A 21,414-nucleotide genomic window follows, 5' to 3' on the forward strand; every position below is an offset into this window, starting at 1 on the left:
ATGGATCTTTCGACCTTGATGCCGCAACAGCTGCAGATCGTCAAGACGCTCGACCGTCCGCTGTTTGTCTCGGCGGGCGCCGGTTCGGGCAAGACCTTTACCCTCACGCGCCGCATCGTCTACGCGCTCTCGCCCGAATCCGGTCCGTTCGTCGAGCATCTGGACCAGGTGCTCGCCATTACCTTTACCAAGGATGCCGCGGCCGAGATTCGCGATCGCGTGCGCCGTGCGCTTATCGACGAGGGCATGGACGAGGAAGCGCTGACCGTCGACGACGCGTGGATCTCGACCATTCACGGCATGTGCTCGCGTATCCTGCGCGCACACGCGCTTGAGTTGGGCATCGACCCCGAGTTCACGGTGCTCACCGATACCGACGAGCTCATGGACCAGGCTGTTGAGCATGTGCTGGCCCGCGCGACGGCACCCGATGCCGCCCCCGAGCTCGCGGCATCGCTCAAGGCCCTCTACGCCTGGTATCCCATGGCGGGCGAGGGCGGCCCCTTTGGTGCCGGCACGACCATCAAGGGTCTGGTGCGCGAGATGCTGGAGCTCTCGAGCCAGCTGCCGGGCGGCATGGACGACGTGTGCGTGGCGCGTGGCCAGGCCGATACCTCGGCGCTCGCCGATGCCTATCGCGCGGCGCTGGGCGCAAGCAAGGCCGCGACCGAGAAGGCGCAGACGGCGCTCGACGCCATCGACGCGTTCGAGGCGAGCGGCAAGACCATGGTCGATGCGGCGCGACTCATGATGTCGTGCACCATGCCGCGCGCGAGCAAGGCGTTCCCCAAGGAGCAGGTCGAGCTGCTCAAGGCCGAGGCCGCCGATGCATTTATCAATATCGTGCTTGCCTGCGGTGGCCCCGCGCTCGATGCACTGGTGGGCTTGGCCCGCTCTGTAGAGGCCGAGTATCGCGCACTGAAGGCTGCCCAGTCCGCCCTCGATAATAACGACCTGCTGCGCATGGCCTACGAGGCCCTGCGCGATTACCCTGCCATTCGTGCTGCGTACGAGGGCCGCTTTAAGATGGTCATGATTGACGAGTTTCAGGATACCGATCAGATGCAGGTCGACCTGATCCGCTACCTGACCGGCGTGGGGGAGCGCGCGCTGTGCACCGTGGGCGATGCGCAGCAGTCGATCTATCGCTTCCGCGGCGCCGAGGTCGAGGTGTTCCGTCGCCAGGAGCGCAAAGTGGAATCGACGGCGGCGTCGGAGACGGTTGCCACGTCCGATGCCCTCGCCGGCGAGCTCGTCAAGCTCGTGCGCAACTTCCGCAGCCACGACGAGGTGCTGCGCTATGTGGCCCGTGTCTTCGACGGCGACGACGGCGGCCTGATGCAGGGCTTTTTGGATCTTGAGGCGAGCGACGGCCGCAAGGACACGCTGGTGGCGGATGCCTCGCGCCGCCAGGCCCTCTTTGTTGCCGGCGGCAGTACGCAGGAGCGCACACAGGCCAAGGCCCGCGCGATCGCGGAGCGATTCCGCGCGCTTGCCGATGCCGGCCAGCCCCAGGGCGGCATGGTGCTGCTGCTGGGCCGCATGACCAACGCAGACGTTTACGCACAGGCCTTCCGTGACCAGGGGCTCGACTGCGTCATCGCGGGCGGCTCGGTCTTTGCCCAAGCTGCCGAGGTGCAGACGGTGCGCGCCCTGGTTTGTGCCCTCGCCAATCCGGCCGATACGGCGCAGGGCCTTATGCCACTGCTGGCCTCGCCGATGTTTGCACTCGGCGCCCAGGAGTTCCTGGCGCTGGCGACCAAACTCGACGATCAGACGGGCGAGACGTCGCGCCGCAACATCGATGCGGGCATCATGAGCGATTCCGATGTGCCGGGCTTGCAGGGCTTGCCGCTCGTGACGCGTGCCCGCGAGGTGCTGCGCTACGCACTGCGTCGCGTGGGGCGTGATTCGTTCGCCGCCATCGCGCGCGACGCGGTCAATGCCTCCGGCTGGTTCGTGCGCCTGGCGCAGCGCGGCCCCGAGGGCAAGGCCATCGCCGCCAACGTGCTCAAGGCGCTCGATGCCGTGGCCGAGGCGGAGGCCGAGTTCGGTAACTCGCCGCGCTCCATTGCGCTTGCCTTCGATCGCTTCCTGGCGGGCAAGGAGGCCCCGGGCGCCCTGAACGAGGAGGGCGACGGCGCGGTGCGCATCATGACGGTTCATGCCTCCAAGGGTCTGGAATATCCGGTCGTGGCGGTCGCCGAGTGCTTTGGCGTGCGTAAGTCCTCGGGTTCGGCACAGATGGGTCGCGTCGAGGGCGGAGCGCGGGTCGTGGCGCTGCCGGCACGCTTCGACGGCGTTAAGCTCGCGGACGGCACGTTCGTAAAGGGCGATGACGTCAAAAAGCAGTTTGAGCATGCGTTTAAGGGCAAGGGCACGTCGCTGTGGCTACCGCCGGAGCTCATGGAGGACGTCTGTGCGACGGGTTCTCCCGCCGAGGCATTTGCTCGCCTGCGCAACGACGACCTGCAGCTTTCGCTCGAGGAGCGGGCCCGTTTGCTCTACGTTGCCATGACCCGTGCGCGCGAGCTGGTGATCTTGGCGATGGATGCCGGCGTGAGCCGTGGCAAGGTGACGGCGCCGACCTTCGATGTCGAGACCGATCTGACCTACGACGTGCTGCGCCGCATTCTGCCGACCGACGCTCTGGACATGCCGCAGCTCGATGCCGACCGCCTGGTATTCGACAACTCCCAGCCGGGCGACTACGAGCTCATTTCGCTTTCGGACTTTACCTTTGGCGAGCAGGCGTTTGAGGCCAACGCTTCGCTGAATGCCGAGGGCAGGCTCGTTCGTGGCGATACCGATGTCGCCGATAATGCTGCGCACTCAACCGTGCCCGGTCCTGCCGACCCCAAGCCCGATTCGTTTGAACTCGTATATCCCCAGGCGGCGGGCGTGCGCATGGGCACGTGTCCGTTCCCGGCGCGTGATTCGTACAGCTATTCGTCGATCGCCGCGGCGCTCCATGCCGAGACGGAAGACCGTGCCGCCGAGGCGCGTGTTCCCATGGACGAGGCGGGCGACGATGCCGAGTCGGATGGCTCGGAGATAGCCGATGCAGACGTGGCTGCTGTCGAGCCCGCCGGCAACCCCGTGGCGCTGGGCTCGGCGTTCCATGCCGCCTGCCAGTGGCTCATCGAGATGGGTGCCGATGCGCTGCCCGCTGAGCGCGCCGATGCGCTGACGCGCCTGTGGTGCCTGACGCCGGAGCAGCGCGAGCGTTTTGACGTTGCCCTGAATCGCTGGCTCAGGTCGTCGGTCCGTGCCGAGCTTCTTGCCTGGCCGTGCGTCCGTGCCGAAGTGCCGTTCTTCTCGCTGGGCTGCGAGGACAAGGACATTGCCCGCTACGGTGCATATGCCGAGGGCGCCATCGATGCGCTGGCGACCGACCCGGCCGATCCGTCACGCGCACTGGTCATCGATTACAAGACGGGTGGCACGCCGGACGAGACACCCGACCAGCTGCTCGAGAAGCACGCCCTGCAGGCGCGCGTCTATTCGGATGTTCTGCATAAGGCGGGCTTTAAGACGGTGACCGTCAAGTTCGTCCGCGTGGAGCAGACGGCCCCAGCTGTCTCAGTCGAGCTCGCCGAGCCCCAGGTGGTCACCTACAACCTCTAACCCTCAGATAACTTGCGGTGGATTCCTTTTCGATTCCACTGCAGCTCAGGGGTAGCTAATTTGGGACGGGGCTCTTTTAGCTACCCCCATACATCGGTTGAGATGTATTCCGACCCCGACTCGTTCGCCGTCAGTCAAAGGGTAGCTAAAAAAGCCCCGTCCCAAATTAGCTACCCGTGTGGGTTTGGCTAGGTTCGGGCGCTGTCCGTGCCGTGGGGTAAAATCGTTCAGTCAGAACACGAACCCGCATCGGAGCTCATCACATGGCATTCGTCCATCTGCACAACCACACTGTTTTCTCCATGCTCGACGGCGCAACCCGTATCCAGGATATGGTCAACCGTGCCGTAGAGCTGGGCATGCCCGCCGTGGCCATTACCGACCACGGCTACATGTATGGCGTGCCCGATCTGGCGCTGGCCTGCGACGCCGTCAACCACAATACGCCCGAGTACAAAACTTGGAGCCACGACAAGGCCTTCTTGGAAAAGGACCGCCGCGACGAGCTGGTGGAGCCCGATCCCGAGGCAAACCCGCGCGAGCATGCCCAGTATGTGAAGGACATGGCCATGTGGGACGAGAAGGGCAATATCGACGAGCTCAAGCCGCCTCTGGTCATCAAGCCCATCTTTGGCTGCGAGGTCTACTTTACGCCGGACGAGACGCTCGCCCGCGACCACAAACCCGAGCTCTACCACATGATCCTTCTGGCCAAGGACCAGGAGGGCTACGTCAACCTGATGCAAACGGTCTCCGAGGCCGCCGTGCAGGGCTTTTACTACAAGCCGCGCGTGACGCTCGACAACCTGCGCCGCCACGCCAAGGGCATGATCTGCACCAGCGCCTGCATCGCGGGCATCATCCCCAAATACATCGACCGGGGCGACATGGAGGGCGCCATCAAGTGGGCCGAGACCTTCCGTGATACTTTTGACCCCGGCGACTTCTACATCGAGATCCAGGAACACGGCATCACCACCGATAACGGCCTGACCGACGAGCAGATGGACCGCACGCTCATTGATATCGCCAAACAGGTGGGCGTCAAGGTCATCGCCACCAACGACTTCCACTACCTGCGCCGCGAGGACGCGCCCGTGCAGGACGTCATCATGTGCATCGGCATGAACGCCAAGGTCGACGACCCCAACCGCATGCGCATGACCGGCTCGGAGTTTTACATGAAGACCGAGGAGGAGATGCGGGCGATGTTCCCGTATTGCCCCGAGGCCTGCGACAACACGCTCGAGATCGCCGACAAGTGCTACGTTGAGCTGGACTGGGACTCCATCATCCTGCCGCGCTTTCCGCTGCTCGATCCCGGCGAGACGCACGAGAGCCAGTTCCGCCGCGAGTGCGAGAAGGGCCTTCGCCAGCACTACGGTGACGACTGGGCCACGCGCGAGATCGGTGGCGTCAACATCAAAGAGCGCTTTGAGTACGAATACAAGGTCATTTGCGACAAGGGCTTTGCCGCCTACTTTTTGATCGTCGCCGAGTACGTGCAATGGGCCAAGGACAACGGCATCGGCGTCGGCCCCGGCCGTGGCTCGGCCGCCGGCGCTATCGTCGCCTACGCCATGAACATCACCGCGTTCGACCCGCTCGAGAACGGTCTGATGTTCGAGAGGTTCCTGTCCCCGCAGCGTACCGAGATGCCCGATATCGATATGGACTTCGACGATGAGCGGCGTCTTGAGGTCGTGGAGCACGTTCGCCAGCTCTACGGTCCCGAGAAGGTCACCCACGTCATCACCTACTCGACCATTAAGGCCAAGCAGGCCATCAACGATGCCGCGCGCGTCCTGGACTACCCGGTCTACATGGGCCAGCGCCTGTCCAAGATGGTCTCGAGCGACCCCAAGGTCAAGCTCAAGCAGGTGCTCGAAAAACAACCCGGCAAAGAGGATCTGTTTAACCCCGACTTTGCCGAGGCCTATAAAAAGGACGACGACGCCCGCCGCATCATCGACACGGCGCTCTCGATCGAGGGCCTCACCCGTGGCGAGGGCGTTCATGCGTGCGCCGTTCTGATCTGCCGCGACCCCGTCAACGAGCACGTGCCCACCAAGCTCGACACCAAGGGCGGCGTCGAGATTACCCAGTACGAGGGCCATACCGTTGCCGACATGGGCCTGCTCAAGATGGACTTCTTGGGCCTGCGTACGCTGACGGTTATCTCCAAGGCCAAGGCAAACATCAAAAAGAACTTCGGCATCGACATCAAAGAGGAAGAGATTCCCTTTGACGATCCCGAGATCTTTAAGCTCATGGGCTCCGGCCACACCGCCGGCGTCTTCCAGGTTGAGTCCGCCGGCATGACGGCCACGATCAAGAACATGAAGCCCACCGAGTACAAGCACGTCGTGGCATTGATCGCCCTGTACCGCCCGGGCCCGCTGGGCGCCGGCATGGTTTCGTCCTACATCAACCGTATGAACGGCAAGGAGCCGGCCGTCTCCTACGACGACCGTCTGGACGACATCTTGGGCGAAACCTACGGCACCATGGTCTACCAGGAGCAGGTTATGCTCATCTCCGTCGAGATGTGCGGCTTCTCCAAGGGCGAATCGGACTCGCGTATCCGTAAGCCCGTGGCTAAGAAGAAGATCAAGCTGCTCACGTCGACGGTACTCCACTGGGAGGATGGCTCGGACGAGACCACCTACGACCACTGGATGAACGGCGCCATCAAGAACAACTACACGCGCGAGGTCGCCCAGAAGATTTGGGACGATGTTCTCGAGTTCGCGTCCTACGCCTTCAACAAGTCGCACTCCGCCGGCTACGCCATCTTGGTTATGCAGACGGCGTGGCTCAAGGCGCACTATCCGCACGAGTACATGGCGGCTGTCCTGACGTCCTATACGGGCAAGACCGACAAGATCGTGCACTACGTCTCGGCATGCCGTCACGACGGCATCCCCGTGCTTTCGCCAGATGTCAACGAGTCCGGTACCGAGTTCACGGCTACCAAGGAAGGTGTGCGCTTTGGTCTGGCCGGTATCCGCGGCGTGGGCACCGGCGTGGCGCAGGCGATTATCGCCGAGCGCGAGGCGGGCGGTCCGTTTAAGACGCTGCATGATTTTGTCGAGCGCGTGGACTCGAGCCAGGCCAACCGTCGCGTGATCGAATCGCTCATCAAGGCAGGTGCCTTCGACTCCACGGGGTATCCGCGTCGTCAGATGATGCACTTTGTGGACAAGAACAACCCCGAGAACATCATCGATGCCGCGGCAAAGCGCCAGAAGGATCGCGCGAGCGGCCAGACGTCGTTCTTCGACATGTTTGGCGACGTTGAGGGCTCGGGCTTTGAGGTGAGCGTACCCGATCCGGATGGCCAGGAATGGGACCGCCACCTTAAGCTGAGCCAGGAGAAGGAGGTTCTGGGCATCTATGTCTCGGACCACCCGCTGCGCCCGTTTGAGTATGCGCTCAGCAAAGCGCGCGACTTTTCGTTCTCGCAGATCGACACCGGCTACGAGGTGCAAAACCCCACGGGCGGCACCATCAACCAGGAAATTCCCGAGGGCAAGGCGCTGTGGTGGGCCGGTATGGTCTCGAGCGTGTCCAAGCGCGTGACCAAAAACGGCGACCCCATGGGCATCGTGCAGCTCGAGGACATGGAAGGCGAGGCCACCGTCGTGGTGTTCCCCAAGACCTTCAAGGAGGCCGAGGGGTATCTGTACGGCGAGGTCGACCCCGAGACCGGCGCGCAGCTGTCCGATGCGTTTGTGCGCATTAAGGGCAAGCTCGAGCGCTCGGACCGCGGCGACCAGATCATCGCGCAGGAGATCGTGCCGCTTGAGCTCAACGAGGAGAACAACAAGCCCAAGGTGTTTGAGGTCATGGTGCCCAACAGCCGCTTTAGCCAGGGCAACATGGCGCGTCTTGCCACGGTGCTCACCGCCAACCCGGGCGGCGATCGCGTAGAGATCTTTATCGAGCAGGCGGACGGGCGCGTGCTGCGTGCCGAGGTACCTGCTAAGGTCAACGCACGCTCGATTCCGCTGTTGGCCGAGGCCAAGGCCATCGTCGGCAACCAAGGTCGCGTGACGGTGATCTAAGGACGCCGTTGGCGGGGTAGCTAATTTGGGACGGGGCTTTTTTAGCTACCCTTTGGCTGACGGCGAATGAGTCGGGGTCGGAACACATCTCAACCGACATATGGGGGTAGCTAAAATAGCCCCGTCCCAAATTAGCTACCCCGGGTGAGATTGGAGGAAGCGATGGCGCAGGGGACGTTTGTGCAGGCGCTTCGTAAGGAGGCGGCGCTCAGCAGTACCTTTATGAAGGGGCGTTCGCTCATGCTCAACGGCGCCGTGCTGTCGTTTGAGGACTCCGGCTCGCGCTTCTCCAAAAACGCGAATATCGAGGGTACGGTGCGTGGTTCGCGCGGCGACCTGTATAAGACGCACGTGGCGCTCGATATGGACGAGCACGAGGTTGTCGACTACGACTGCGATTGTCCCGCCGCCTTCCGCTATTCCGGCATGTGCAAGCACGCCATCGCCACGGCGTTGGCGTATCTGGATGCCAGCGGCGCCGAGCCCGTCGAGGGTTTGCGCACGCCGGTCCGCACGTTTACGGTGTCGCCCGCACAGTCCAAGCAGCCCACACGCCCCGCGCCCAGCGCATCTGCGGTCAACCCCAACTTTCCCTTCCCGGCGCCCGTGCCCACGAGCCCGAGCCTTGTGGCAGCACTTTCCGATCTTTCGGACGCGCGCATGGATAAACTCGTGGCCATGCGCCGCAAGCTCGCCGGCACCATTGACCCCGATGCGCCCAAAGCAGTGCTGGAGCCCTCGCTGGTGCCGTACTACAATCCGCTGTTTGCCGATCGCTTTAGCTGGGCGCTCGAGTTTCGCATCCGCTGCGGTTCGGTGTCCTACGTGGTTAAGGATATCGACGGCATGGCCGATGCCTATGCGCGCGGCGGTACGTTCTCCTATGGCAAGAAGCTTACGTTTGCCCATGTGTCCGAGGCTTTCGATGACGTGTCGGCAAAGCTGCTCGACTTTGTTGCAATGACGGTCGCCTACCTAGGCGATATTACGAGCTCGCGCTCGGCATCGTACGACTTTGCCCGCAGCGGCTTTGTCGCCGAGCGTCAGTTGCCGGTATCCGAGTATTCCATCGTGTCCGTGCTGGACCTGCTGCGCGGCAGGGCCATGTCCTTTGAGCCTGCTTGGTCGCGGGGGACGACGACGCACCGCGCCTACGAGGTGACGGTCGAGTCGTTGCCGGAAGGGGAGAACGAAGTCCCGGCTAAGCGCCCGCCGCTGATTGCTGCCAAGATTATGCCGGCAGCCGGGGGCAGCTACGACTTGCGCCTTCCGGCCGATACGTACTGCTTTGCCTCGGGCGACGTCGCCTATCTGGTCGATACGCGCCGCGCGCGCCGTACCGACACGGCGTTTGCCCAACATGCCGCGCCGTTCCTATCGCACTTGTTGCCCTGCCGCACACCGGTCCATATCGCCGCCGACCAGGTGGGTGAGTTTTGCCGCATGGCGCTGCCTATCTTGCGCGACTACACCGACCTTACTGCGCCCGCTGTGCTCGATACCGTGGCGCCCGAGCCAAGCTTTGCCATGGCGATCGGCGTCGACGATGGCCTTGTGACCTGCAAAATTACGGTTACCTACGGCGACTGGTCGGCAGATCTCTTTAGCATGGGCGCTCCGGGCAGCCCCTTCGAAGAGCGGCGCCCGGGCGTGCCGCCGCGCGACGAGGTGGCAGAGTTTCGCGTTATGGATACGGCGGCTCTGTATTTCGACTTTTACGAGGGTGGCCTGGCGTTTGAGGAACGCGATGACGAGAGCCTGTTCCACTTGCTGACTGAGGGCCTGTCTGCCCTGTCCGAGCTGGGCGAGGTCATGCTCAGCGACCGTCTGCGCCAGATCTCGGTCCGCCCTGCGCCCAAGCTTTCGGTGCGCGCCACCGTCAAGAGTAACCTGCTCGACGTCGAACTGGGCGCGAGCGGCCTTTCGGCGGCAGACCTTGCCATCTACCTCGATTCCTACAAGCGTCACCAGACGTTTGCTCGTCTCACGTCGGGCGACATCATTCGCCTGGACGAGGGAGCGCGCGCCGCGTTTGGCCTTGCCGAGGACTTGGGGGTCGATGCTGTCGACCTGCTCGACGGCGTGTCGCTTCCCGCGTCGAGTACCCTGTTCGTCGACAGCATGCTTGCGCGCACGCCCGCGCTCGAAGCCGATCGCGACGCTGCATTCCGTCGCACCGTCGAGCGCCTGGACACGCTCGGCAAGATGGACTTTACGGTGCCGGCCTCGCTCAAGGCCACGCTGCGTGGCTACCAGGTCGACGGCTACCAGTGGCTCGGTTCGCTCGAGCATCTGGGCCTTGGCGGCATCTTGGCCGACGACATGGGCCTGGGCAAAACGCTCCAGATGATCGCGCATATCCTGGCGCACGTGGAGGCGGGGGACGCTAAGCCCACGCTCGTGGTATGCCCCGCATCGCTCGTGTACAACTGGACCGCCGAGCTGGAGCGCTTTGCCCCCTCGATTGATGTGTGCGCCATTGTGGGTGCTAAGGCCCAACGTCGCGTGCAAATTGCCGGCGTGGCCGAGCACAACGTGATCGTGACGTCGTATGACCTCATGCGCCGCGATATCGACGAGTACGTCGAGCAGGACTTTGCCCGCGTGGTGCTGGATGAAGCCCAGTACATTAAAAACCCGCTCACGCAGGTGGCTCGCGCCGCAAAGCGTCTGCCGGCCGCTGTGCGCTTTGCCTTGACGGGCACGCCCATCGAAAACCGCCTGTCCGAGCTCTGGAGCATCTTCGACTTTTTGATGCCGGGCCTGCTCGGCACGCGCGAGTCGTTTGCCAAGCGCTTCGAAAGCCCGGTCGAGCACGCCGAGGGTGACAGCGCCGCTCGCCTGCAGGCGCTCGTGTCGCCATTTGTGCTGCGCCGCGTCAAGGAAGACGTGGTGGCCGACCTGCCCGAGAAGATCGAGGATACGGTGATGGCGCAGCTCACCGGCGAGCAGCGTAAGCTCTACCTGGCCAACCAGGACCGCATTGCCCAGCAAGTGCAGCACCGCGAGGCCGGGGAGTTCAAAAAAGATAAGCTCAAGGTACTTGCCGAGCTCACCAAGCTGCGCCAGATCTGCTGTGATCCTCATCTGCATTACGCGGACTACAAGGCGGGAAGCGCCAAGCTCGATACGTGTATGGAGCTCGTCCACGGCGCGCTCGACGGCGGTCATCGCATCTTGCTGTTCAGCCAGTTTACGGGCATGCTCGATATCATCGGCAAGCGCCTGGCCAAGGAGGATATCACCTTCCTTAAGCTTACGGGCGCATCGTCTAAAGAGAGCCGCGCCAAGATGGTTGCGCAGTTCCAAGCGGGCGAGGTGCCGGTGTTCTTGATTTCGCTCAAGGCGGGCGGCGTGGGCCTTAATTTGACGGCTGCCGACGTGGTCATCCACTACGACCCGTGGTGGAACGTGGCGGCGCAGGACCAGGCGACCGACCGCGCCCACCGCATTGGCCAGCAGCACACCGTGACCGTGTACAAGCTCATCGCCAAGGACACGATCGAGGAACGCATCATGCAGATGCAGGAGTCCAAGCGCGACCTGGTCAACAGTGTGCTCGGCGGTGACGGCATTTCGTCGGCGCTGTTCACGCGCGAGGACGTTCTGGCGCTGCTCGGTGGCGACGGTCGCTAGCTGCGCGCGGGATGGGGCCGCCGGGCTGGGCCAGGTCGCCGGTTCGTCCTGGCCCGACCGCTTGCCTCACCCGTTATGTGTTCATTTGCAATGCCATGGATGGTTCGGCGCTCTTTGGGCATAAGAACCATTGAGAACATTGGCACATCAGCAAAGGAGAACATCATGGCGAAATTCTTTAAAGACTCCGACGGCAAGCTCGTTGCCGCTCTTGGCGACGACGTTGCGACCCCTGCCGGCTGCACGGAGCTGACGGCAAACACCGAGGACGCGGCGCACGAGAAGCACGTGCCTGTTGTCGAGATCGAGCGCGATGGCCACGTCATTCGTGCGCGCGTGGGCTCGACGGAGCACCCCATGCTGCCCGAGCACTACATCGAGTGGATCGCGCTTGAGGCCGAGGGCCGCTTGGAGGTCCATTACCTTGAGCCCGGCATGAAGCCCGCGACGTTTTTCGCTGGCGGCTCCAAGACCGGTACCGTCTATGCCTACTGCAACCTGCATGGGCTGTGGTCCGCGACGTTCTAGGAGCGCGCCCCCGCTCGGGGTATCATAGCTAGCATATGCACATGCAAGCGCCGGCTGCATTATGCGGCCGGCGCTTTTACTACGGTTTCGATGGTTTACGACGGAAAGGGCTGGGCCATGAAGCTCGCGCTTGCACAGATCGATATGCGCCTGGGTGATATTGAGGGCATTTGCGGTCGCATCGAGGACCAGGCTCGTCTGGCCCACGAGCGCGGGGCGCGCGTGCTGTGCGTCCCGGCTCCGCTCTTTATGGGTGCTCTGCCCGGCGGTCTGGTGGGTACTGCCGACTTTGAGCACGACATGCTGACAGGCCTGACCGGTGTTGCCGAGCGTATCCAAGAGCTCGATATGATCTGCATCGTGCCCGCGGCCGTTTCGTTTGAGGGCCAGCCGCTGCTCGACTACATGATGCTCAAGGACGGTCGTGTGGTGCCGGCGCGATCGAGCATTGCCCTGCAGCGTGGCGAGAACAACGACACGCGTTGGGCGCCGCCGGTGTTCGACGTGGACGGCGTGCGCATCGCCGTGATTTTTGACTTGGACCGCGAACTCGAGATGTTGCCGACCGGTGTTGACCTCATTGCGTATTTCCAATTCAACGCGTTTGACATGACCGACCGCGAGACTGCCGCCATCGCCGCCGTTCGCAGCGGTGCCTACCGCAAGATCGCGTCTAAGCGCAGCGTGTGGTTTGCCTGCATGGCGCCGGTCGGTGCGTACGACGAGTCGGTGTATACCGGCGGTTCGTTTGTGCTCGACGACTTCGGTCGCGTGGTGGCCCAGGCGCCGTGTTTTGAGGAGAGCCTGCTGGTTCAGGAGATTCAGCGCGGCGTGATGCTCGATGCCCTGGAAGATCACGAACTGCCCGAGTTTCGTTCCGAGGCGTGGCTGTGGCAGGCGTTGGTGCTCGCCGTGCGCGACAACGCCCGCGCTCGCGGCGCGTCGCGTGCTGTGGTGGCACTCGAGGGTGACTTGCCGTCGTCCCTGCTGGCGGCACTTGCCGTTGACGCTCTGGGCCCGCGTAATGTGATTGGCCTTGTGCTGGGTCGCAACCGTATCTTTACGCCGGCTCAGGAAGAGGCCGAGGCTGCCCGCTGTGCCGCCGTCCGCGCGATTGCCGAGCGCCTGCACATTCGCACCGTCGAGCGCGATGCACCGGATGCGGCGCGTGTGCTCGATCGCGACGTGTCGGCGGGCGATGCCGAGCGTCTGCGCTCGCGTGCGCTGGACCTGATGTTGGAGGACACGGCGCTCGAGCTGGGCGCCATGGCGTTGAGCCCGCTCTCCAAGACCGAGTACGCGCTAGCGGCGCCCGCACTGTCCGGCGGCTACCAGGGCGACTTTGCGCCCTTTGGCGATGTGTACCTGTCGACGCTTGAGTTTGTGGCGCGCGTGCGCAACCGCACGTCTGCCGTGGTGCCCCAAGAGCTCGTGACGCTCAACGCGGTGGAAGATTGTATGGAGCGAGTGCTGGCGCAGGCGCTCTCGACGCTCGACGGTCCGGTCGATATGCTCGACCGCGCGGCACAGCTGCTCGGCGGGCTTGAGCCGGGTGAGGTCGATGGCGCGCTCGAGGCGCACGTGGACCGCAATCGATCTTTCGACGACATCCCGATGGCCGCTGGCAAGCCTGAGGCCTGCTCGCTGCTGCTGATGCTCGTTCGACAGGGTGAGGCTGCCCGTCGCATGTTGCCGACGGCGCCGATCGTTTCGGCCCGTTCGTTTGCCGAGCGCGCTTGGCCGTACATGCTTGCGTGGTCCGATTTGGGGCTCAACGGCAAGGAGCGCATGACGGTTGATTCACTGGCGCGCGCCGAAGTGCGCCGCTTTGCCGATAGCGATACGGGCGATCGCATGCGCGGTGAGATGATGGGTCTGTTGGGTGAGCTGTTGGGTATTTCGCCCGAGCAGATGGAGGAGCTGCGCTCTGAGGACGGTCAGCGTCGTTTGCACGAGGGAATGAAAAAGTTCGAGGGCGAGGTCCAGGACGCCATCGAAAGGATGATGGGCGGCCAGGGCGGACCGCAGGGCGGGCCCCAGGGCACGCCGATGCCACATCCGCCGGTGGATCCCCGTCAGTTTCCTTTTTTCTCGCAGAACTAAACTGGGGATAGGATTCGCTCCCAACCCCGATGCTTTAACTAAGCATCTTGGCCCTGTTGTGTTATTCTAGAACAGACGTTCGTGAATAGTGCGTGGGGCCTTGCCTTGCGCTGCGCTTGTGGCGAGGGGAGGTTGGCTTGGTTATCTTGGGTATCGACCCTGGTTTGGCCCATACGGGGTGGGGGATTATCGAGGAGAGACGTGGCGAGGTTCGCTGTCGTGCCTATGGCTGCATCGAGACCAGTGCGGGCAGCCCGCTCGCGGTGCGCCTGTCGCATATCGCCCGCGACCTCAAGGGCGTTGTCGAACGCTATCGTCCCGATACCGCTGCTATCGAGAGCATCTACTTTGGCGCCAACGTTCGTTCGGCCATCCCCACGGCGCATGCCCGCGGCGCTGCGCTTGTGGCGCTTTCGGAGTGCGCGCTCGAGATTGGCGAATACACGCCTATGCAGATTAAGCAGGCTGTTGTGGGCACCGGCGCCGCAGATAAGCGACAGGTCGCCTACATGGTGCGCACGCTTACGCAGCTCGATCACGACCCGCACCCCGACCATGCCGCCGATGCCCTGGCCTGCGCCATCTGTCACGTTAACCTCAGCCGCACCCGCGCGCTTACCGGCGGCGAGTTCTATCAACAGAGAGGAACCGGATACTGATGATCTCCCAGCTCCACGGAACGCTTGTCGAGGCCACGATGAGCTCTGCTGTCGTCGATGTGTCGGGCGTGGGCTTTGAGCTCGGCATCTCGGGCAGCACTGCGGCCACGTTGCCGACGCCCGGCGGCGAGGTCCGCCTCTACACGCGCATGCAGGTGCGCGAGGACGCCATGACACTTTTCGGATTTTCCTCAAAGGATGAGCGCACAATGTTCGACCGGCTCGTGTCCGTCTCGGGCGTTGGCCCGCGCTTGGCGCTCGCCGTGCTTTCCACCTATACCGTAGGGCAGCTGTATTCGCTGGTGATGGCCGAGGACGACAAGGGCATGGCTAAGGTGCCCGGTGTGGGTAAAAAGACAGCTCAGCGCCTCATTCTGGAGCTCAAGAGTACCTTTGCCAAGGATAAGGGCTTTGTGCCGGTCGACGTGATTCCCGGACAGGTTGCGATGCCCGTGCCCGCTGCCGCTCCCTCGGCCATCGATGATGCCCGCGCGGCACTCCTTTCCATGGGCTTTAGCCCGCAGGAGGCCGATGTCGCTCTGAGCGGGTATGATGGGCAGGATATGCGTGTCGAGGATCTGCTCGGCGCGGCGCTTAAGCGACTCGGAATGGATGCGTGATGTGGGAAGCCGATGACTCTCAGGACCTGTGGGCGACGCCCGGCAGCTCGCCGGCGGCATCCATGGCGCACGGTGAGCGCATGGTGGGCTCGGAGCTAACGCCCGAGGACCTCGATGTCGACCGTACCCTGCGTCCCCAGCGCCTGGACGACTACTGCGGTCAGGAGCATATCAAGCAGAGCCTTCGCGTGCTGATCGAGGCGGCGCAGAGCCGTGGCGAGACGCTCGACCACGTGATCTTCTCGGGCCCTCCGGGTCTGGGCAAGACCACGCTGGCCACCGTTATCGCCAACGAGCTGGGCGCTCAGATTAAGACGACGAGTGGCCCAGCCATCGCGCGCACCGGCGACCTGGCGGCCATCCTTACCAACTTGCAGCCGGGTGACGTGCTGTTTATCGACGAGATCCACCGCCTCAACCGTTCGGTCGAGGAAGTCCTGTATCCCGCGATGGAGGACTTTGCGCTCGATATCGTGATTGGCAAAGGTCCGGCGGCGCGCTCGATTCGCCTGGATATCCCCAAGTTTACGCTGGTGGCGGCAACGACCCGCTCGGGTATGCTGACCGGCCCGCTGCGCGACCGTTTTGGTATTTCGTATCGCCTGGACTACTACACGGTCGAGGAGCTTGCCCAGATTGTGACGCGCTCGGCAACCATTTTGGGCGTGACAATAGACCATCCGAGCGCGCTCGAGATCGGCTCACGCTCGCGTGGCACGCCACGTCTTGCCAACCGCTTGCTCAAGCGCGTGCGCGATTACGCCCAGGTGCGCGGCAACGGTCCTATTGAGCTTGATATCTGCCGTCAGGCGCTCGAGTTCTTTGAGATTGATGAGCTTGGTCTGGACTGGATGGACATTCGCATCTTGGAGACGCTCGCCAAGACGTTCTCCGGCCGTGCCGTGGGCCTGACGACCCTTGCCAGCGCGGTGGGCGAGGATCCGGGTACGCTCGAAGATGTCTACGAACCCTACCTGTTGCAGTGCGGCTTGATGATTCGCACACCGCAGGGTCGCCAGGCAACCCTGCGCACCTTTGAGCACTTGGGGATTGAACCTACCGTTTAGGGCGCTTTGTTTTGGCTGGTCTGTAGGCTATCGCTGGGCATTGGATAAACATATCGCCGTTCATCGGTTATGGGCGTTTTACTATCGCGCGCCCGTGCTATGCTGAATTGGTCTTTTTCTCATCCGGTAACGAAAGGACCGCCCATGCCTACTGACATCGAAATCGCACGTTCTGTTACGCCGCTACCTATTACCGAGGTGGCCAAGAACGCCGGCGTCGACGTTAAGCACCTGATTCCGTACGGCTTCGACAAGGCTAAGGTCGACTATTCCCTGCTCAACGAGCCGACCGATCACCAGGCCAAGCTTGTCCTTGTGACCGCTATCAATCCCACGCCTGCGGGCGAGGGCAAGACCACCACGACCATCGGTCTGGCCGATGGCCTGCGTCGTCGCGGCGTCAAGAGCGCCGTGGCCCTGCGCGAACCTTCGCTCGGTCCCGTCTTTGGCGTAAAGGGCGGTGCCGCCGGCGGCGGCTGGGCCCAGGTCATCCCCATGGAGGACATCAACCTGCACTTTACCGGAGACTTCCACGCTATCGGTGCCGCCAACAACCTGCTGGCCGCCATGCTCGACAACCATATTCAGCAGGGCAACCAGCTCGGCATCGATGTTAAGCGCATCACCTGGAAGCGCGTCGTCGACATGAACGACCGTCAACTGCGCCATGTTATCGATGGCATTGGCGGCAAGGCCCAGGGCGTGCCGCGCGAGGACGGCTTCGATATCACCGTTGCCTCCGAGGTCATGGCGATTCTGTGCCTGTCCACGAGTATCAACGATCTCAAAGAGCGCTTGGGCGAGATCGTCGTCGGCTACAGCTATGCCGGCGAGCCCGTCCGCGCCCGCGACCTCAAGGCTCAGGGCGCCATGGCCGCGCTGCTTAAGGATGCGCTCAAGCCCAACCTGGTGCAGACGCTCGAGGGCACGCCCGCGTTTGTCCACGGCGGCCCCTTCGCCAATATCGCCCACGGCTGCAACTCCATCATGGCCACCCGCATGGCCATGCGTTTTGGCGACGTTGCGATTACCGAGGCCGGCTTTGGCGCCGACCTTGGTGCCGAGAAGTTCCTGGACATCAAGTGCCGCATGACGGGCGTTCGTCCCAGCGCCGTCGTGGTCGTCGCCACTGCCCGCGCGCTTAAGTACAACGGCGGCGTTGCCAAGGCCGACCTCAACGACGAGAACCTCGAGGCCCTTAAGGCCGGCATGCCCAACCTGCTGCGCCACGTCGACAACATCCAGAACGTCTATGGTCTTCCCTGCGTGGTCGCCATCAACCGCTTCCCGACGGACACCGAGGCCGAACTTGCGCTCATCGAGTCCGAGTGCCAGAAGCTCGGCGTCAACGTTAAGCTGTCCGAGGTTTGGGCTAAGGGCGGCGAGGGTGCGCTCGACCTGGCCGATGAGGTCATGCGCCTGATTGAGCAGCCGAGCGAGCTCAAGTTTGCCTACGAGGACGGTGCCGATGTGGCCGACGCCCTGGAGGCCGTTGCCACCAAGGTCTACCGCGCCGATGGCGTCGACTTTACGCCGGCTGCCAAGCGCCAGCTCGCCGAGCTGCGCGAGAACGGCTTTGGTAACCTGCCGGTGTGCGTCGCCAAGACCCAGTACAGCTTTAGCGATAACGCCAAGGCTCTGGGCGCACCCGAGGGCTTCCGCATCACCGTGCGCGAGCTCAAGGTTTCCGCCGGTGCCCACTTTGTGGTCGCGCTGACCGGCAGCGTTCTGACCATGCCGGGTCTACCCAAGGTTCCCGCGGCCGAGAACATCGACGTCGACAACGACGGCAACATCACCGGCCTGTTCTAAGCCTGCTGCTCATAGCCGCTTGCCCGCCCCGCCGCGCCTACCAAGGCCCGGCGGGGCTTTTTGATCCCTTGGGGACGGAAGGATTACGGATCATTTTGTGGCTGTTGGGTCAATGAGGTGAAGTGTCCGAGCTGAGCGCCGTGCTTACCAGCACCGAGGAGAGCGTGGCCAGCACCATCGCAACGGTGGCCACGACGCTGGAGCAGCTGAAGTCGAAGGACGATGACAGTGCGCAGGTGGGCTACGAAGCCGTCTCTGCTACGCAGGATGTTGACTTTACGGCTGCGGTTGGCGAAGGCCCGCTGGACCCGTCCCCCGATGACACGTGCCAGATCACGGCTACGTGGACCTATCCTCAGGTAAAGGGCCAGGGTATAGGTGTCGCCAAGTTCAACAAGGATATGTTGGTACCCTTGGGTTAAACGTAGTAGATGGGCGCATTTTATGGTTCACAGCCCAAGAAGAGGTCGTTAGCCGCGCTGGAGGCCGAAGAGTTTGGCGTTGCGCTCGGCGACCATCATGTTGATATCGGCGATTTCCATCTCACCGTCAATGTAGGGCTGGTAGGTGCCATATGGATCGCCGGCTCCCAAGCTGCAGCTTCCGCAGTTGTCGCAACTGCCGTTGCCGCAGCCAGCGAGCGCTAGCTTGATGATCTCCTCACGCTCGGCACGCGTCGTGTCCTTGATGAGCTTGCTTTTTGCCATGACATATCCTCGATTCGCTTGTGACCGTCGGCCGCGCATGTCTTGTAGATACCGGCGGGCTTTGTCCATCATAGGCTTTTGCGCGGGTAGAATGCATGGATAACTTGATGCTTACGGGCGACGGAAAGGAATCGTTGCATGGACCAGGACAAGACGACTGTGATGAGCGGATATGGCTCCGCACAGGCCGGCGGTAGCGCCGACACGACCCGTATCGTGCCGAATCCCGGCAATGCTGTCCCCGATGCGACACAGATGTCTGCCGAACCCACACGAGTTATGGGCTATGGCGATACACCACGGGATCCGTTTGATTATGCACCGCAGGACTCGTATGGCAACGCGACGCCGGACCCGTATGGCAATGCGGCGGCAGATGCCTATAACAACCTGCCGCAAAATCCCATTCCGCAGCCCCAGCAGACGACGTATATGCCGCGCACGGCACAGCCGCGCTACGAGTCGCACGACCGATACGCGCGCGAGCCGTATCGTGAGTATCCCAAGTCCATCCCCCAGTATGGCGAGGACGAGGAGAAGAAGCCTTCGCGTTCGTCGAGCGTGATTAAGAAGATCCTCATCGTGCTGGCGATCTTCTTTGCCTTGTCGGTTGTGTTCGCCATTGTGTCGGGCATGCTCAACAAGCGGGGCGCCACGACTGATACCACGGCCGAGCAGACCGAGACTGCCCAGTCCGGCACCGTCGACCTGAGCGATATCCCGGGTCAGTACTGGTCAAACGCCAAGAAGCTCCTCAAGTCGCGCGGGGCCGACCTTTCGAACGCTGTGATCCTGACCGACGACGGCTCGACGCCCGTCGTCGATGCCAACTGGGTCGTCACATCTGCCTACTACAACGGTGACGGCAACCTTGAGATTCAGCTCTCGCGCAAGGACGGCTCGTCGGGCAATGCGTCCGCTGATCAAGGCGCCACGGACAGCTCGAGCTCTAACACGCTGGAGGACCTGAGCAACAAGGCGCAGGAGCTTGGGGATAAGGCCCAAGAGCTGGGCGACACAGCCCAGAACCTCGGTGATACTGCTCAGAATCTGGGTGATATGGCAACGAACGCCTGGGATGCCCTGCAAAACGGCATTTTGGGCGCGCAGGGAAACTAGCGGCCGAGCGGCTAGAGCCTTAGCGGTGCAAACAAAAACGGGACGTAGGATCGCGTGACCGGGCGCATGGGCGCGTTGGTCGGCGGTCCTGCGTCCCGTTTTGCTGTCGATTACAGCTGTTCTGCCGGACGGTCGGGCGAGCTAAAGCCCGAGTCAAACGTGACAACGCATGATGCATCGGGCCTGCGCTCGTGCACGATATGCGTTACGCGCTCCAACAGCTCGTCGTCGGAGATGCGAAAGCCGTCGGGACGCACCAGGTCAAATGACACAAAGCCATCGTGCTCGTGCAGGTCATGGATGGAGAGCGCGGGATCGATCTGTATGACGCCACGCTTGACCCAGCCGCGCAGGTCGTCGCCGGTGGTGGCGATGGGGTCGCAGTGCAGCGTGATGTCGATGCCCATCTGGCGTTTAATATCGTGTTCGATGGCGTCCAGGATCTCGTGGTGCTCAAAGGCATCGCCCTCGCCGGGCATTTCCACGTGTGCGCTGGCAAACTGACGGCCGGGGCCGTAGTCGTGCACCATGAGGTCGTGTGTGCCCAAGACCTGGGGGTACGACATGATCCTGTCGCGGATTTCCTGGACGAGCTTGGGGTCGGGCGCTTGTCCCAACAGCGGGCTGATGGCGTCGCGCACCAGGCCCATGCCGCTGATGCAAATGAAGATGCCCACACCCAGGCCTGCCCAGCCATCGAGGTCAAAGCCGGTCGTCTGCGAAATAAGCGCCGCCGCCAAGACCGAGCCCGAGGTGATGACGTCGTTTTTGGAGTCCTGCGCCGTGGCGATGAGCGTCTCCGAGTCGATGCGGTCGCCCAGCGCGCGGTTGAATGCGGCCATCCATAATTTGACGAGCATGGACAAGACGAGGGCTGCTAGGGAGACCAGCGTGTAGGCGGTGGGGGAGGGCTTGATGATCTTGGTAATGGACTCGAGCACCAGGTTGATGCCGACGGCACAAACGAGGACGGCGACAAACAAGCCGGCGAGGTATTCGTAACGGCCGTGGCCATAGGGGTGGCCTTCGTCTGCCGGGCGGCTGGCAAGGCGGAACCCGAGCAAGCTCACAATGTTGCTCGAGGCGTCGGAGAGGTTATTAAAGGCGTCGGCGACAAGTGAGACAGAGCCGGCGAGCAGACCCGCGATGCCCTTGGCCAAGCACAGGGTAATGTTGAGGCCAATGCAGATGAGGCTTGCGGCAAAGCCCGCGTTGGTGCGACAAGATGCATCGACCGGCTCGCCCTTGCTGCCGGGAACAAGTGTATGTACCAGCCGATTTACAAATAGCATGGCGTACCTCCTCGCATCCTCGTTTAAGGGGATAGTGTAGCTCGCATGGGCGCGCCGTGCGCCGATGCTCAGAAAATGCAGCAATGGTCTGCTGGAGCTAACGAGCGGGGCTTCTTGTCCGACCGGGTGCTCCATTTTGGGCCACATGGGTATGGGCTTGTGCCTGCCTGCTCGACA

At 62.9% G+C, this 21,414-nt stretch carries 13 protein-coding genes; 11 read left to right on the forward strand and 2 right to left on the reverse strand.

Translation table 11 applies throughout. The features are described from left to right. The 10 genes from ACTNDJ_RS02030 (at position 1) to ACTNDJ_RS02075 (ending at position 18,541) form a co-directional block, all read left to right on the forward strand. Positions 1–3,627, forward strand: coding sequence for a UvrD-helicase domain-containing protein (locus tag ACTNDJ_RS02030; RefSeq protein ID WP_441063505.1), 3,627 nt, complete (start codon positions 1–3; stop codon positions 3,625–3,627). Positions 3,628–3,890: 263 nt separating this feature from the next. Continuing rightward, on the forward strand, positions 3,891–7,694 hold the full coding sequence (gene dnaE / locus ACTNDJ_RS02035; RefSeq protein WP_427717806.1) for a DNA polymerase III subunit alpha: 3,804 nt from the start codon (positions 3,891–3,893) through the stop codon (positions 7,692–7,694). A gap of 162 nt (positions 7,695–7,856) precedes the next feature. Continuing rightward, entirely contained in the window at positions 7,857–11,330 is a 3,474-nt protein-coding gene (locus tag ACTNDJ_RS02040; protein WP_441063503.1) for a DEAD/DEAH box helicase, read from the forward strand. A gap of 165 nt (positions 11,331–11,495) precedes the next feature. Then, the gene (locus ACTNDJ_RS02045; RefSeq protein WP_154515902.1) at positions 11,496–11,858 is read left to right on the forward strand and encodes a desulfoferrodoxin family protein; all 363 of its coding nucleotides are present in this window, start codon (positions 11,496–11,498) and stop codon (positions 11,856–11,858) included. Between the two features lie 117 nt (positions 11,859–11,975). Beyond that, entirely contained in the window at positions 11,976–13,961 is a 1,986-nt protein-coding gene (locus tag ACTNDJ_RS02050) for a hypothetical protein (RefSeq protein ID WP_441083254.1), read from the forward strand. A 137-nt stretch (positions 13,962–14,098) separates the two neighbouring features. Then, complete coding sequence (ruvC, locus tag ACTNDJ_RS02055; protein WP_035137351.1) at positions 14,099–14,620, forward strand: crossover junction endodeoxyribonuclease RuvC; 522 nt, start codon at positions 14,099–14,101, stop codon at positions 14,618–14,620. After that, a complete protein-coding gene (ruvA, locus tag ACTNDJ_RS02060; protein WP_154515896.1) occupies positions 14,620–15,240 on the forward strand; it encodes a Holliday junction branch migration protein RuvA in 621 nt (206 codons plus the stop codon). The genes ruvC and ruvA overlap by 1 nt, the downstream gene beginning before the upstream one ends. Continuing rightward, positions 15,240–16,307, forward strand: a complete 1,068-nt coding sequence (gene ruvB / locus ACTNDJ_RS02065; protein ID WP_128620210.1) for a Holliday junction branch migration DNA helicase RuvB — start codon at positions 15,240–15,242, stop codon at positions 16,305–16,307. The genes ruvA and ruvB overlap by 1 nt, the downstream gene beginning before the upstream one ends. Positions 16,308–16,451: 144 nt before the next feature. After that, complete coding sequence (locus tag ACTNDJ_RS02070; RefSeq protein WP_427794639.1) at positions 16,452–18,119, forward strand: formate--tetrahydrofolate ligase; 1,668 nt, start codon at positions 16,452–16,454, stop codon at positions 18,117–18,119. 122 nt (positions 18,120–18,241) lie between these two features. Then, the gene (locus ACTNDJ_RS02075; RefSeq protein WP_441057792.1) at positions 18,242–18,541 is read left to right on the forward strand and encodes a hypothetical protein; all 300 of its coding nucleotides are present in this window, start codon (positions 18,242–18,244) and stop codon (positions 18,539–18,541) included. Positions 18,542–18,589: 48 nt separating this feature from the next. Here ACTNDJ_RS02075 and ACTNDJ_RS02080 read toward each other — a convergent pair whose 3' ends face one another. Next, entirely contained in the window at positions 18,590–18,826 is a 237-nt protein-coding gene (locus tag ACTNDJ_RS02080) for a hypothetical protein (protein WP_035137347.1), read from the reverse strand. Between the two features lie 138 nt (positions 18,827–18,964). On the opposite strand from ACTNDJ_RS02080, the gene ACTNDJ_RS02085 reads away from it, so the two are divergent. Further along, positions 18,965–19,945 carry a hypothetical protein gene (locus tag ACTNDJ_RS02085; protein ID WP_441057789.1) on the forward strand — a complete coding sequence of 327 codons (981 nt, stop codon included), beginning with the start codon at positions 18,965–18,967 and terminating at the stop codon, positions 19,943–19,945. A gap of 110 nt (positions 19,946–20,055) precedes the next feature. Here the strand turns inward: ACTNDJ_RS02085 and ACTNDJ_RS02090 are convergent, their stop codons facing one another. Beyond that, positions 20,056–21,237: a cation diffusion facilitator family transporter gene (locus ACTNDJ_RS02090; protein ID WP_441057786.1), complete on the reverse strand. Its 1,182-nt coding sequence runs from the start codon at positions 21,235–21,237 to the stop codon at positions 20,056–20,058. Positions 21,238–21,414 lie beyond the last annotated feature (177 nt).

Origin of the sequence: Collinsella sp. HCP3S3_D1 (assembly GCF_052064015.1) — a bacterium.
Taxonomy (GTDB): domain Bacteria; phylum Actinomycetota; class Coriobacteriia; order Coriobacteriales; family Coriobacteriaceae; genus Collinsella.

Bases quoted from the DNA above. Each gene is read 5' to 3' on its own strand.
- ACTNDJ_RS02030 (WP_441063505.1), top strand. From the start codon at position 1: ATGGATCTTTCGACCTTGATGCCGCAACAGCTGCAGATCGTCAAGACG.
- dnaE (WP_427717806.1), top strand. From the start codon at position 3,891: ATGGCATTCGTCCATCTGCACAACCACACTGTTTTCTCCATGCTCGAC.
- ACTNDJ_RS02040 (WP_441063503.1), top strand. From the start codon at position 7,857: ATGGCGCAGGGGACGTTTGTGCAGGCGCTTCGTAAGGAGGCGGCGCTC.
- ACTNDJ_RS02045 (WP_154515902.1), top strand. From the start codon at position 11,496: ATGGCGAAATTCTTTAAAGACTCCGACGGCAAGCTCGTTGCCGCTCTT.
- ACTNDJ_RS02050 (WP_441083254.1), top strand. From the start codon at position 11,976: ATGAAGCTCGCGCTTGCACAGATCGATATGCGCCTGGGTGATATTGAG.
- ruvA (WP_154515896.1), top strand. From the start codon at position 14,620: ATGATCTCCCAGCTCCACGGAACGCTTGTCGAGGCCACGATGAGCTCT.
- ruvB (WP_128620210.1), top strand. From the start codon at position 15,240: ATGTGGGAAGCCGATGACTCTCAGGACCTGTGGGCGACGCCCGGCAGC.
- ACTNDJ_RS02070 (WP_427794639.1), top strand. From the start codon at position 16,452: ATGCCTACTGACATCGAAATCGCACGTTCTGTTACGCCGCTACCTATT.
- ACTNDJ_RS02080 (WP_035137347.1), bottom strand. From the start codon at position 18,826: ATGGCAAAAAGCAAGCTCATCAAGGACACGACGCGTGCCGAGCGTGAG.
- ACTNDJ_RS02085 (WP_441057789.1), top strand. From the start codon at position 18,965: ATGGACCAGGACAAGACGACTGTGATGAGCGGATATGGCTCCGCACAG.
- ACTNDJ_RS02090 (WP_441057786.1), bottom strand. From the start codon at position 21,237: ATGCTATTTGTAAATCGGCTGGTACATACACTTGTTCCCGGCAGCAAG.